Source organism: Capilliphycus salinus ALCB114379 (genome assembly GCF_047276495.1).
Classification (GTDB): domain Bacteria; phylum Cyanobacteriota; class Cyanobacteriia; order Cyanobacteriales; family Microcoleaceae; genus Capilliphycus; species Capilliphycus salinus.
Genome location: NZ_CP178543.1, coordinates 3688587 through 3702157, shown reverse-complemented (window position 1 = coordinate 3702157; position 13571 = coordinate 3688587). Strand labels below are relative to the sequence as shown.

Annotated in this window: 10 protein-coding genes and 2 pseudogenes; 6 read left to right on the top strand and 6 right to left on the bottom strand. The window is 43.6% G+C overall.

Annotation, left to right across the window (positions count from 1 at the left end; all coding sequences use genetic code 11):
- Positions 1 to 39: 39 nt before the first annotated feature.
- Positions 40 to 219 carry a hypothetical protein gene (locus ACL6C3_RS15380; protein WP_413168091.1) on the bottom strand — a complete coding sequence of 60 codons (180 nt, stop codon included), beginning with the start codon at positions 217 to 219 and terminating at the stop codon, positions 40 to 42.
- 855 nt (positions 220 to 1074) lie between these two features.
- On the opposite strand from ACL6C3_RS15380, the gene ACL6C3_RS15375 reads away from it, so the two are divergent.
- The 3 genes from ACL6C3_RS15375 (at position 1075) to ACL6C3_RS15365 (ending at position 5797) form a co-directional block, all read left to right on the top strand.
- Entirely contained in the window at positions 1075 to 3750 is a 2676-nt protein-coding gene (locus ACL6C3_RS15375; protein ID WP_413168090.1) for an Ig-like domain-containing protein, read from the top strand.
- A gap of 276 nt (positions 3751 to 4026) precedes the next feature.
- On the top strand, positions 4027 to 4323 hold the full coding sequence (locus tag ACL6C3_RS15370; protein ID WP_413168089.1) for a hypothetical protein: 297 nt from the start codon (positions 4027 to 4029) through the stop codon (positions 4321 to 4323).
- 4 nt (positions 4324 to 4327) lie between these two features.
- The gene (locus ACL6C3_RS15365) at positions 4328 to 5797 is read left to right on the top strand and encodes a hypothetical protein (RefSeq protein ID WP_413168088.1); all 1470 of its coding nucleotides are present in this window, start codon (positions 4328 to 4330) and stop codon (positions 5795 to 5797) included.
- Positions 5798 to 6173: 376 nt separating this feature from the next.
- On the opposite strand, the gene ACL6C3_RS15360 is transcribed toward ACL6C3_RS15365, so the two are convergent.
- Complete coding sequence (locus tag ACL6C3_RS15360; protein WP_413168087.1) at positions 6174 to 9464, bottom strand: filamentous hemagglutinin N-terminal domain-containing protein; 3291 nt, start codon at positions 9462 to 9464, stop codon at positions 6174 to 6176.
- 410 nt (positions 9465 to 9874) lie between these two features.
- Positions 9875 to 10395 (bottom strand): annotated as a pseudogene (locus ACL6C3_RS15355) (transposase); the annotation flags it as partial.
- 142 nt (positions 10396 to 10537) lie between these two features.
- On the opposite strand from ACL6C3_RS15355, the gene ACL6C3_RS15350 reads away from it, so the two are divergent.
- The 3 genes from ACL6C3_RS15350 to ACL6C3_RS15340 are packed head-to-tail and all read left to right on the top strand — an operon-like array spanning position 10538 to position 11440.
- Positions 10538 to 11095, top strand: coding sequence for a WD40 repeat domain-containing protein (locus tag ACL6C3_RS15350; RefSeq protein WP_413168085.1), 558 nt, complete (start codon positions 10538 to 10540; stop codon positions 11093 to 11095).
- Positions 11096 to 11101: 6 nt separating this feature from the next.
- Complete coding sequence (locus ACL6C3_RS15345; protein ID WP_413168084.1) at positions 11102 to 11299, top strand: WD40 repeat domain-containing protein; 198 nt, start codon at positions 11102 to 11104, stop codon at positions 11297 to 11299.
- A gap of 24 nt (positions 11300 to 11323) precedes the next feature.
- On the top strand, positions 11324 to 11440 hold the full coding sequence (locus tag ACL6C3_RS15340; RefSeq protein ID WP_413168083.1) for a WD40 repeat domain-containing protein: 117 nt from the start codon (positions 11324 to 11326) through the stop codon (positions 11438 to 11440).
- Positions 11441 to 11861: 421 nt separating this feature from the next.
- Here the strand turns inward: ACL6C3_RS15340 and ACL6C3_RS15335 are convergent.
- The 3 genes and pseudogenes from ACL6C3_RS15335 to ACL6C3_RS15325 all read right to left on the bottom strand — a co-directional run.
- Positions 11862 to 12004: pseudogene (locus tag ACL6C3_RS15335) on the bottom strand (transposase domain-containing protein); the annotation flags it as partial.
- 337 nt (positions 12005 to 12341) lie between these two features.
- Entirely contained in the window at positions 12342 to 12740 is a 399-nt protein-coding gene (locus ACL6C3_RS15330; RefSeq protein WP_413168082.1) for a hypothetical protein, read from the bottom strand.
- On the bottom strand, positions 12700 to 13512 hold the full coding sequence (locus tag ACL6C3_RS15325) for a leucine-rich repeat domain-containing protein (protein WP_413168081.1): 813 nt from the start codon (positions 13510 to 13512) through the stop codon (positions 12700 to 12702). The genes ACL6C3_RS15330 and ACL6C3_RS15325 overlap by 41 nt, the downstream gene beginning before the upstream one ends.
- Between the last annotated feature and the right edge of the window lie 59 nt (positions 13513 to 13571).

Sequence of the window (13571 nt, the reverse complement as noted above, 5' to 3'; positions counted from 1 at the left end):
AGGTTATTGACTGAGTTCCCAAACTGTTTTAGTAAAACCTCAACTGGCAACATCAAAACCATCCCATTTCTTTAATTCCCGCAGAACAGGAAATCGATCCGCCCCGAACAAATGCAGAACGTCTTGGGTGCAAGCTATACCCATGCTCGGATTTTTTAAACTGCAACGACCCATAAAAAAACCCCAAACCAATAAGGTTGGGTCTTGAAAAATGATCATTGCAACTTAAGGAGCTTAGAGCGAATCACAGAGAGAGCATGAGTAAGGTATAAAACTACTTATATTATTTAAGGTTTAAGCGAACTGTTGGTGGCAACCCAGATGGTTTGTTTTTCATCCTTGTCTTCAATATAAACCTAGACAACCCGAAAGATCTACGTGGAAATTACGGATATGATTGAAAATTCAAAAGTTCATCGATCTCCGTGAATTTACTGAGAGTTGAGTGGACTACTAGCAGTGGTGGGAACTGCCTTAGTTCTGGTCAACTTGGGGTAATTGTTCCAACATCGCTATGATCCGTCACTATGATCGACTGCTTTTAGTTTGTTGGCACTTGGTGACAGCTTAATCAGCGCATTAGCCTAAGTAGTTTCAACTGCAACAGCCTATTTTTTTTCTTGTCAAAATGTAACAGATCTTCCTGCCTCTGGAAATCAGTGGTATACTCTGAGTTGAAATACTTACACCTACTTTTGAAGTCGCCTTTACTGGATAGAATTGTTCTCAGCCTGAATCTGAAGGTGATTTTGATGCGATCATACCATTTTCCAAATCTAACACGATCTCTTATACAAATCAATCAATCAACTGTATATAGCGTTTTCAAGTGAGTTGTGAAAAATTGTTAACCCGAAACGGACATCTGGCAAGCGATATGCTTGTACTGCTGTTTTCAGATCAGATGAAAATGCTATAAATCAACCGCCTACATAGTTAGATCTCCAGGGGTACTGATCGCTACAAAGCTTATTTAAGAAGCATTTTAGGTACTTTTGAGTAGACTTACAGGTGGGAACTTCGGTCAAGGATGCTTTGAGTGGTGGATCAACTCAAAAACCAGGAGTTGCAATCATGGTATACGATCCAATTTTTAACCTTGGCGACCTCGATGGCAGCAACGGCTTTGTAATTAACGGCATTGAAACAGGGGACTTAACATTCGATTCCGGTCGTTCTGTGAGCGGGGCAGGAGACATCAACGGTGACGGCATCGACGATCTGATTGTTGGGTCATCCAATGCAGATCCCAACGGTAATACCGACGCAGGTGAGAGCTACGTGGTGTTCGGCAGCGATCAGGGCTTCAGTGCAAGTTTGGAGATCTCCGACCTCAATGGCAGAAACGGCTTTGCGATCGAGGGGATTAATGAAAAAGACTACTCTGGTCATTCTGTAAGCGGGGCGGGGGATGTTAACGGCGACGGCATCGACGACTTGATTATCGGCGCACCTCGCAGACCTCAAGAGTTTGTCGGTTCTGGCAACAGCTACGTGGTGTTTGGCAGCGACCAGGGCTTCGATGCCAGCCTGGAGTTATCTGACCTCGATGGCAGTAACGGCTTTGCGATCAATGGCATTGATGCCGGAGATCGCTCGGGCCAATCCGTGAGCGGGGCGGGAGACATCAACGGTGACGGTATCGACGACCTGATTATTGGAGCGCCCAATGCAGACCCCAACGGCAACAACGGTGCAGGCGAGAGCTACGTGGTGTTTGGTAGCGCCGAGGGTTTCGATGCAAATCTGGAGTTATCCGACCTAGATGGCAGCAACGGCTTTATCATCAACGGCTTTTATAACTCAATCGTGAATAACTCAAGCGGTTCCGGTCGTTCGGTGAGCGGGACGGGGGATCTCAACGGCGACGGTATCGATGACTTAATTATCGGGGCACCTTGGTCTTTCTTCAGTTCCGGGAAAAGTTACGTGGTGTTGGGCAGCGACCAAGGCTTCGATGCCAGCTTGGAGTTATCCGACCTAGACGGTAGTAACGGCTTTGTGATTAAGGGTGATAGTGTCTGGGACTACTTCGGTCATTCCGTGAGCGGGGCAGGGGACATCAACAATGATGGCTTCGATGACCTGATTATTGGGGAACCTTTGGGAGATCTGTACGATTCTGGCGAGAGCTACGTGGTGTTGGGCAGTGACCAAGGCTTTAGTGAGACCCTGACGACCTCCAACCTAGATGGTAGCAACGGCTTTGTTATCAATGCTCTTGACATATTAGACAACTCTGAACACTCCGGTCATTCCGTGAGCGGGGCGGGGGACATCAACGGCGACGGCTTCGATGACCTGATTATCGGGGCACCCAATGCAGATATAGGTTCCGGAAATAGCTACGTGGTGTTGGGTAGCGACCTGGGTTTCAGCGCCAGCGTTAATCTCTCATACCTCGATGGCATCAACGGCTTTGTGATTAACGGCATTGATGCGCTCGACAACTCCGGGCGTTCCGTGAGCGGGGCGGGAGACATCAACGGCGACGGCTTCGATGACCTGATTATCGCGGCTAACAACCAAAGCTACGTGGTGTTTGGTGGCGATCCAGACCCCAACCTCAATAATCCCCCCGATGCGATTGATGATGCTTTCAGCATAGACGAATATGTGCCGACAACTTTCGATGTACTCAGTAACGACAGCGATGTGGATGGCGATAGTCTCACGATTAACAGTGTCGGCGAACCCGCCAACGGCAGCGTTACCCTCAATTCAGACAACACCTTAACCTATACTCCTAACTCCAACTTCAACGGCGTTGATAGTTTCATCTACGAAGTTTCTGATGGTAATGGCGGTACTGATACTGCGACGGTCAATGTAACTGTTGGCGGGCCTGTCCCACCCGCTATAGAGGTCGAAACCCTTGTAGATGCGGATGGCGATGGCATCTTTGCCAACATTGAAAATGGGATTGCCGGGGGAAGCGTCACCTTCGAGGTTGAGATGACAAATACCGGGGATGTTGCCGTCACTATTGACGACATCCAAGACAGCGAATTTGACATTGCGGGTTCTGACCTATCCAGTTTGATTGGTAGTACCCTCTCAGTTGGTGACTCGGCAACGGGAACCTACCCGGTTACTCTGTCTGATGCAGTAGCCACAACAGTAGGCACCACCGGAGCAGACATCCTCAATGGTCAGCAAATCACAGAGACCCATGAGGTCACGGTGAATGCGTCCGACACCAACGGTACCGTAGTAACCACATCAGGGGTAGCCACAGTGGTAGTTGATGTCAAAGATACAATTGCAGGCGACCTTGGGGATGACATTATCTTGGGAGGCGGTGCTGATGATATCCTGCGGGGCGATCTGAACTCGCGGGATTCCCAGGTGGGTATTGGAGGAAATGATGTAATTTTTGGCGGCACCGGCAATGATCGGATTGGCGGTAAGGGTGGCAACGACCAACTCTTCGGCGACGAAGGAGATGACGGTATCTGGGGTGACGATGGCGATGATCTCTTACGAGGCGGTTTGGGGAATGATACTCTCACCGGAGATGACTTCTCAGGCGGTAGCGGTTCGGACACATTTATCCTGGCACTTGGTGAGGGAACAGACATCATCATAGATTTTGAAGCGGGTGTTGACTTGATTGGATTGGCAGATGGTTTGACGTTTGTGAATCTGAGCTTGACCGGAAACAGTATTATCTCGGATGGAGAGACACTTGCTATCCTCAATGGAATTGATACCACCACTTTGACAAACAACGACTTTACCTCTATGTAATGTACCCACACAGACGCTATGCTTTCAGTGGGGGCTTCTGATACTCGAAAAGAATTGCCTTGTTTTCAGGCTATCAATCCGTAATTTGAGGTAAAGAACGGTTTCTACTGAGTGATGTCATGTCCGGTTGAACAGTTATAAATAAACGACTGAGGAGGAGTCACCGAGGACCGAGGAAATTTTGAAGAAGAAAGAGGAGGAGAAGGAGAAAGTTTTTTGATCACTAATTATCCGGACATGATATTAGAAATCGCTATTTGATGAGAACTTCAATGCGTGAAATGCTCTTCAGCAAAAATTAATTCCATAAGTTGGCTTGCCGATACCGAATTGGTTGGATTGGTTTTAGCCCTGCGCCCGAAGAGTCCGGATTTTCTGTATTCTCAATATATCATCGGACTTCATGCCTGGTTTCTCGACCAAGTGCGACAAACCAACCCGGAGTTATCGGCTTATCTTCACGATAGAGAGTCGGAAAAGCCATTTACAATTTCGGGGGTGGAAGATGCGCTGAAAATGTCGGGAAAACAGTTTCAATTGCAACCGGAGCAAAATAATTTTAAATTCAATTAAAGTTATGTCTATTCATCACCTTGATCGTTTGAATTTAGCTCGCCAATATATCCTGTCTCCTCAAGAAACATATCTTCCCCCGAATTGGCATTCTTGTAGCTTGAAAGGTTTGTATCTGGCCACTCATCCCTGGCTTCCTCTGTTGTCCATTTATACGAATTGTGAAAGTTTAGTCGGTTGGCTTTTAGGTTGGCCAATTACAAATGAAGGTAAAATTCCCTCCGAGAGTCTGACTTTAGCTCTAAATAAAAAACATCTACTTATCCCGGTTCAATCCGGAGAAACAGCATTTGAGCAAGCTATCTATACTCTTGGCGGCCGATGGATTGCGATATTAGTCACTGCCGATGAGCAGCGCCTTTATCTAGATCCCTGTGGTTCACAAGCTACAGTTTATTGCCCCCTACTCAAAATTGCATCGGCTACAACGGCACTGATTCCCTATCGTTCCAATGTTCAATACAATCAGGAATTAGTATCTACACTGTCACCGGAGCAAACAGATGGTTGGTATCCATTCGGACTAACACCCCGACGAAATTGTTACCGTCTTCTTCCCAATCATTTTCTCGATCTACAAACTTGGCAAGCTCATCGCCACTGGCCCAACTCAAATTTAGTTTCTCATTCTGATAGAACTGGAGCCGTTCAAGTCACCGCTCAACGGATTAAACAAGCTGTGAGTGCGGCGGTGGCTACCCAGAAAGTACAAGCCAGCTTAACAGCAGGTATGGACACCCGTCTAATACTTGCTTGCAGCCGTTCACATATAGATCGGATTCAGTATCATACCCGAGAAGGATTTGATGATTATGTCGCTCAAGATATAAGAGTCGCAACTCGTCTAGCCAGACGCTTCCATTTAAAGCATGAAGTGATTGCTCAATCTTCTTCAACAATTGCCACAGAAGAGGAATTAGAAAATTGGCAGGAGCGAGTCGGTCGCTGTGTAGCCGGTGTAGCTTGGAAAACTCACAAAATGGTAGATTACTATCAACAGCCCAGTTTTACGCTTACAGGTTCAGCAGGCGAGATTGCCCGCGCATTTTATTGGAAAAACACCGATAGTAGTGAGACTGATCTGACTCCCGAGCGGATATTGAAATGCCTACGCTTGCCCAAGACAAGAGACATAGAGAGATCAGCTCAAGCTTGGTTGGACTCACTAACCGTCTCGGATTCATTAGTGATTTTAGATCTTCTTTACTTAGAACAGCGCGTTGGCTGTTACCTTTCACCGAATCGTTACGGTTTTATCTCACCTGCGGTTCTGCTTTTACCTCTCAACCATCGAGAGATTATTCAAGCTATGCTGGGTTTACCTAGTTTTTATAAGCGGGAAAATCGATTACATATAGATGTGATTAAACAAGAATGGCCGGAATTACTCGCCATTCCTTTTAATGGGAATAGGGTGATTGTGCGGCTCAAAAGAAATGTTTTCACAAGCCTAAAACAGAGCTTCAAGAGATGATTAAGTCCTGTTAAGCTGTTCGACGTTTTGCAGGGATTACCCAGAAGCTACAATATCTTTACGATTGCCAACCATTAAGTTTCAGTTTCTAAAAGCTTTATACGGTAAAGTTTCAAATTAAAAAGGGTAAAAAGGGTTATACTTTACCGTTGAGTGCGTCGGTGCAAGATTATGCGAATGTAATCGCTCAAACCTTCTCAAATCCCTCCGATTATGAACTGTTGGTTCGCAATTCCCGAAAAGAGTACGAAACTCGTTTAAATTGAAGTAAATGAGCCGATAGCGTATATCAAGTGATTGAGAATTTGAGTGTTTCAGTATCCGGCAGGCTCCCCTGTAGCTTTTGTGATCAGACAAGCTAATAGTTTTTCTCCCATCATCTTGAGGGTTGACAAAGATATGAGTTTTGAGGTGGACGCTGAACTCCCGTTGTCGTCGGGTCATAACTCACTAAAATCACATCTCCATCTTCGGTTCTGATCCATCCCCTCGCCGGAACAATTGTTCTTGAATCAACAGGATGATCATCACGATTATGATCCCGTTTTCGAGACTGTTGTTGAGGAGGTTGCGTGAAATTCGGGTTGGGTTGAGGCGTGGCAGGTTCAATCAGTTCTACACGAGAAAGATTAACGCTTTGAAGATCTGCGGGACTGGAAGGTAAACCCCCCCGTCCAGTAATAATAAATTCGCTATCAGTCCCTTGTTTGCAGGGATCTTGAGCGATTAATTCAGCAGGATCAATAACGGTTTGGGGAAGTTCAACTAATCCTGAACTGGGGTCAATTTCGGTGTTGAGGTCAACTGTTCCGCTAAATTCTGGGCCGAGTTCGGAGGTGGCGGTAATATCGCTTGCATTAGTTGGTTGAGTACGGAATTGGGTTCCAAAAATAGCGTTGGCGTTAATAATTACTTGACCCCCAAACGCCGCTTCAGCATTAGCAGAAATATCACTATCTTCAATTGCAATTAAATTATCTGTATTAATTTCGATATTGCCTCCGGTGGCTTCTCCGGTTGCGTTCGTTGTGATGCTGCTGTTGTTGCGAAGTCTGAGGTCTTCTGTATTAACAATAATATTCCCCTGACCTGCCGTTGTGTTTGCGTTCAAACTGGCATCATTATCGAGGAGAATAGAAGGCGCATTAATCACTAAGTTTCCTGCGGCTTCTGAAGTTTGAGAGCGAACATCAATTATCGCTCCATCTCGAACTGTCACGTTTTCTGCATTAACAGTAAGCATACCGGCTCGACCCGTAGATGGAGAAAAAGCTGAAGACGACAAGGCGCTATTATCACCAACCAGTTCCACATCAATAGCCGTTACAGTTAAATTTCCGCCATTTCCATTTCCAACAGTTGATGTTAATACTTGCGCTCCATCTCGAACCAATAAACGTTGAGTAGAAATCGTTAAAGCTCCACTATTTCCTGTTGCTCCCTGTTGAACAGAAGCAGCCAAACCACTAGGAACTTCACCATCAACAGAAGTACCGACCAGTTCCATATTTGTTGCCGTAACGGTTAAATCTCCCGCATTCCCTTGACCAGAGGTTTCAACTCCTATCTGCGCTCCATCTCTGAGTGACAGATTTTGAGTATTGAAAATTATAGTTCCACCTTTTCCTATTGCTCCTGGCTGAACGGAAGCTCCCAAACGACTGGCAGACTGACCATCAGCAGAAGTACCGACCAGTTCCGCATTAGTCGCGGTAATGATTAAAATTCCTCCATCTCCGGAACCGAAAGTTGTAGCTAATATCTGCGCTCCATCTCTGAGTGACAGATTTTGAGTATTGAGTGTTAAAGTTCCACCGTTTCCTGTTGCTCCTGGCTGAACGGAAGCTTCTAGCTGGCTACCACGACCTAGCAGTTCCACGTTGGTCGCAGTAACGATTAAATTTCCCCCGTTTCCCTGGCTGAAAGTGCCAGTTCCTATCTGCGCTCCATCTCGAACTGACAGATTTTGAGTATTGAGAACTAAAGTTCCACCGTTTCCTGTTGTTATTTTTCCTATTGCTTCTTCTTGAACCTCAACAGAAGCTCCCAAGGCACTATGCCTACCAACTACTTCGATATTGGTCGCGGTAACGGTTAAATTTCCCCCATTTCCATTGCCAAAAGTTGCAGTTGATATCTGCGCTCCATCTCGAACTGACAAATCTTGAGTATTAATCGTTAAATTTCCCCCATTTCCATTACCAAAAGTTTCAGTTAATACTTGCGCTCCATCTCGAACTGACAAATCTTGAGTATTGAGTTTTAAAGTTCCACCGTTTCCTGTTGCTCCCGGTTCAACTGAAGCGAATAAACCACTTGAAGATTGACCATCAACAGAAGTACCAATCAGTTCTACATCAGTAGCCATAATGATTAAATTTCCCCCATTGCCATTACCAAAAATAGATGTTGATATTTTGGCTCCATCTTGAACTGACAAACGTTGAGTATCAATTATTAAAGTTCCACCGTTCCCTGTTGCTTGCGGTTGAACTGAAGCGAACAAACCACTAAAATTACCCACAATTTCCACATCGGTAGCCATAATAATTAAATTTCCCCCATTGCCATTACCAAAAGTAGATGTTGATATTTTGGCTCCATCTCGAACTACTAAACGTTGAGTATCAATGATCAAGGTTCCTCCCGTACCCGTAGCCCCGGAATCAAGATCGGCAAATATTCCACTACCAATAACTTCGACTGACTCTGATGCTCGTATTGTTGAAATTCCTCCGGGTTCAGAACCTTGGGTGCTTGCTTCAATCTCTGAAGCTTCTGTTAATGTTACGCGCCGACCTTGAAGTTGAATATCTCCTCCGCCTTCACCTCGAACGTCTACTAACGCTTCTTGAGAAATTGCAATATCTCGGAAGTTCTGCACTCCCTCATAACTTGTGGCATATCCTTTATCAATTGAAGTTAAACTGACAAAACTATTACCTTCAACGCTTCCCAATTCAATTCGCCCTTGAGGTGCAGTTAAAATACCTCCTGGCATTTGAATATCGCCCCCGACAAAACCGAGTGTTCTTTTTGGTGGAACTTGAAGACCTACATAGTTATCTTCGTTATCCTGAGCAATGGATTGATTAACAATAGTTCCTGGATTTTCTCGAATATTCAATCCCAACGGCATATTTATGGTTAATAAGGGCGGTGCTTCTGGGTTACTCGCGGCAAATTCAAAGCCATTTTCAAACAAAATTCCATCGGCTGTAGTCGCAAAAAACGAACCCCCTACATCTAACCGAGCGTTTGGCCCGAATACAATTCCATTGGGATTGATTAAAAATAAGTTTGCATTCCCCAAAACCCCCAACGTTCCGAGAATTTGTGAAATATTTCCGCCCGTAACACGACTGAGAATATTGATAATATTATTGGGGTTGGAAAAATAAACTCCTCGCCCTTCATCTACGTTAAATTCTTGAAAACTATGAAATAAGTTAGACCCCCGAACCGCACCCCCGTCAATGCGTAGCGTAGCGGCTCCGCCAGGAGCTTCGCTATCAATTCCGCCAATATTTACGTTGGGAATAATAACAGAGTTTTCCTCACCCAATGTCTGATCGGGGATAATTTGTGCCAAGCTTGTTGGTGAAGTTACGCACAAAATGGTTGTTAGCATTGCCCAAGCCGAAAATATAGATAGATGGAAACGCATAGACTAATTAATAAACGATTTTTATAACTTTGTTAGTTTATAGGGATTTTCTGAATAGGGCTAGGTAAGTTTACAATTCAAAAAAGATTTTAATTAAATGATTGATTTCTGTAACTTAGAGTTTGTCGGCTTCTAAAGAATACCCCGAGTTCGAGCGTTTCAAAATTTCCTATCTATAACGTCTTACTCTTGTGACCCATCTAAAAAAACCGACTGTGAATCTTTATTCACACGAGACACATCTGACTTTCATAAGATAAACATTTGGGTTAATAACGCGGGGACTTCACAAAATATTGATTTCAAAGTAGGTGCTTCTGAATTGCTAACTGTTGAAAGTCAACTAGATATCAATCTGGGGGAAAGTCTTTATTTATCGGCGTTGTTTGTTTCGTATTTCTTAAGCCAAAAGTACGATATAGATCTCCTGCTTGCAGCCTTTCTCTGGGCTTGTCAATATCAAACATTAATGAAAATGTTATTCCCGATAATACTGCATAGGCAGTTACCGCAACTATTTCCCAATCTATTTTTCCCAAATTTCCAATATATTGTCTCTTCACATAATCAGTGGTTTTTCCAAGATTTCTATCTCCCATTTTATCAATTATTAAGATAATTGGACGACCTTGGAGTCTCTGTAAAATTAATGATAACCGCTGCTCTCTTAACTCCTCTACGTCCCAAGTTGATGAGGTTAAAAAGTGATGTAATATTTGATGATTTTCTAGTCCTAACACTTTCGCGTTAGCGAAGCTCCTCCGGAACGGAGGCTCGCTGGCAACGTTTTACGTTTTATATCGGACATCATTCCTAGATGCAAATACTTAAAAGCTTTAAAGCTTCTCACCTCTGGAAACAGGTTTTTGTACAACTGGCAGTATTCGTCCACAAATTTGACTGTGGGCGCGGATGGGCGTGGCTCAACCATACATTCTGTCTTAATTTTGGCGGAAGCTCCGCGTCTCGGAAGGAGAATCGCTACTAATTATACTTTGGCGAGAGTGACAAAAGAGGGTTAAGTTAATACAGTACCGAAGAACCACAACAGCCGGGAGTCGAGCCAAAAAGTTATGACTTTCTGCCTAAACCCCTATTGTCCCCATCCTCAAAATCCTGATAACAACCGCTATTATCAATCAACTGCCGAGATTTTGGCTGATTTGCGCTCACCCGCCAAATTTAATGAAGTTTATACTTCATTAAATCCTTGGGAAAATACAAACGGCGTTAGAACGTTAACAGGACATTTAGATTCTGTGAAGTCGGTCTCATTCAGCCCGGATAACCGGACTTTAGCCAGTGGGAGTTTTGACAAGACCATCAGATTGTGGAATCTCGAAACCCAAACCGAAATGGCACGTCTTCAAGGACATTTCGGCTGGATCATGGCGATCGCATTCAAGCCCAATAATTGCATTTTAGCCAGTGGGAGTTTTGACCGCACTATCAAATTGTGGAATCTGAAAACTCACCGAGAAATTACAACTTTAGGAAGGCATTCCGGTTTAATTCTGTCCGTCGCATTTAGCCCGGATGGTCATCTATTAGCCAGTGGGAGTTTTGACAATACTATCAAACTGTGGAATCTTGAAACTAGAACAAAAATTATAACCTTGAGGGGCCATTAAAATTGTGTGAATTCCATCGCTTTTACTCCGGATGGCAACATTTTAGCTAGCGGAAGCTCCGACAAATACATTAAATTATGGGACGTGAAAACCCAAACTGAAATTACGACTTTTCGGGGGCATTCCAGTTATGTTGGGTCTGTAGCATTTAGCCCGGATAGTCAGATTTTAGCCAGTGGAAGCAATGACAGGGATATAAAATGATGGGATCTAAAAACTCGCTCTCAAATGACGACTTTGGAAGGACATTCGAGTTCTATTAGGTCTGTAGCCTTCAGCCCGGATAGTTGCACCTTAGCCAGTGGAAGTAATGATAAAACAATTAAATTGTGGCGCTCTCGGTAGATTCGTTTTTTCAAGTTCCCGCCTTTTTTAGCCGTCAGCTTGCCACCGCATTGGGAACAGACGAGATTCGTTTTGCGCTCTCCAAATTAATCTTCCACTCTCTCGGTCGTTTGTCGGCTCGTATCGGGTTGCATCGCTCAATATATGCGATCGCACTCCGGTACGTCTTTATGATAGTAAATCTGGCGATCGCGAAAGGTGGGCCGCGCTTGCGTATCGCGCCGGATTCCCGGTCGGACGGAAGTTTCGTTTAAATCATGTTGCCACAGATAAGTAGTCGGATGCGGATTACCCAAATTAAAACTGTTGAACCCTTGCCGCTTTCAACTTGTCAGAACGATCCGAATTTGCCAACCATGTGAAAACGTTTGAAAGACTCAACTCTCACGATTGATTTGACTTGGCACTTTGTCAACGGGTGATCGGACATTCCATATACAAGATTTTTCAGTACATCTCGCATCGAGTCTGATTCATTGCTATGACCAAACTTACTACTAATTGAGCAGGTAGCGAGCGCTTTCTATCTTCTAATGTCTGAGTTTTTGCGATCGCCTGTTCAATTACCTTTGCTGGAATCGCTGTTTCTATTGCTTTGAGAACATCACTGCTTTCTATATTTGAGGTGCGTTCGCGTTCGCTCTGCTTGAAAACTTGATTTTTTCGGGACAAGCTCACGAAAAGATTGCAAATGCGACTCAACATCATTTCAGAGGACTATAAGCCCAAGGGTTGGGGGAAGATATCAATAAATTGAATTTTCGAGCAGCAATGGAGAGGTTACATATAGTTGCTTGTAAACAAGAACGCTCATGCTCGCAAACAAGTCAATTTTCGGGTCACATTAGGAGTCTTAGCAACTGTTGACTGAGATTGTTTAGAAGGATTGAGCTTAACTTAATTAATCATCTTCACAAAAATTATCACCAGAATCATCGTAATTACCGGAATCATCTGAAGGACAATCCTCATCACGCTCATAAAAGTTATCATTATCATTGTAGTCACGATAGTCATAGTAGTCATCACTACTATTTTCATAAACTGTGACAACTTCACGTTCTGGAATACATTGTTTTGAGAAGATTTTCACCAACTTATTTGCCGCATCTTCCTGACCGAGAGGAACAAAAATAGAGCGGCTTACTTGACCTGTAGGTTCATTTCCAAACCAACGCATTGTCAAAGCAAAATTCCGATCTCTTTCATGCTCCTGTACTTCGTAAACTAGCTCTAAATTCAACTGTCGGTCTGACAGTTCAACCTTGGGAAGATAAAGGGCTAATATCGCTAATTTCATTGCCACTCAAGTCAAGGTCTGCCAACTGAGCCAAAGAAGATAAAGGACTAATATCCCTAACTTGATTGCTAACAAGGTTAAGCTCTGTTAATTGAGTCAAAGGAGACAAAGGACTAATATCGCTAATTTGATTGCCATTCAGGTCAAGGTATACCAATTGAACCAAAGAAGATAAAGGTTTAATATCATTAATTTCATTGTAACCAAGTTCAAGGTATACCAATTGAACCAAAGAAGATAAAGGGCTAATATCACTAATTTCGTTGCCAGCGAGTGAGAGAATTGCCAATTGAGTCAAAGAAGACAAAGGAGTAATATCCTTAATTTCATTCCCATTTAGGTAAAGATGTGTCAACTGAGTTAAAGAAGATAAAGAACTAAGATCTGTAATTTGATTGTCATACAGAGCAAGGGCTGTCAGTTGAGTCAAAGAAGATAAAGGAGTAAAATCGGTAACTTGATTGTAACCAAGGTCAAGGCTTTGCAGTTGAGTCAAAGAAGATAAAGGAGTAATATCCCTTATTTCATTGCTAGTTAGGTCAAGCCATCTTGAGCTAGATAAAATTTGCTCCGCTCGATTACAATCCGTTGTACCTACCTCAGTCAATAAAACTTCAATGGTATGCTGTGTTTCCTCCGCCAGTTGATTTTTATTCTCACACCATTCGGTAAAGGTTTTAAATTCTGCTTTTGGTTGGGCTAACAATGAACCGTTAGAGATTCCCAAGGCTAATCCTAGTCCGATTAATAATGATGAAGTTAATCTTTTCATCGTCTGTTCTCCTCTTAAGAAGTTGACTGTAACTTTCAAGAAATAGAAACCCTTTTAAA

What these genes read in the sequence shown, in the direction of transcription:
- ACL6C3_RS15325 (WP_413168081.1), bottom strand. Translation starts at nt 13,512, where the DNA reads ATGAAAAGATTAACTTCATCATTATTAATCGGACTAGGATTAGCCTTG.
- ACL6C3_RS15350 (WP_413168085.1), top strand. Translation starts at nt 10,538, where the DNA reads ATGACTTTCTGCCTAAACCCCTATTGTCCCCATCCTCAAAATCCTGAT.
- ACL6C3_RS15375 (WP_413168090.1), top strand. Translation starts at nt 1,075, where the DNA reads ATGGTATACGATCCAATTTTTAACCTTGGCGACCTCGATGGCAGCAAC.
- ACL6C3_RS15380 (WP_413168091.1), bottom strand. Translation starts at nt 219, where the DNA reads ATGATCATTTTTCAAGACCCAACCTTATTGGTTTGGGGTTTTTTTATG.
- ACL6C3_RS15330 (WP_413168082.1), bottom strand. Translation starts at nt 12,740, where the DNA reads ATGAAATTAGCGATATTAGCCCTTTATCTTCCCAAGGTTGAACTGTCA.
- ACL6C3_RS15340 (WP_413168083.1), top strand. Translation starts at nt 11,324, where the DNA reads ATGACGACTTTGGAAGGACATTCGAGTTCTATTAGGTCTGTAGCCTTC.
- ACL6C3_RS15365 (WP_413168088.1), top strand. Translation starts at nt 4,328, where the DNA reads ATGTCTATTCATCACCTTGATCGTTTGAATTTAGCTCGCCAATATATC.
- ACL6C3_RS15360 (WP_413168087.1), bottom strand. Translation starts at nt 9,464, where the DNA reads ATGCGTTTCCATCTATCTATATTTTCGGCTTGGGCAATGCTAACAACC.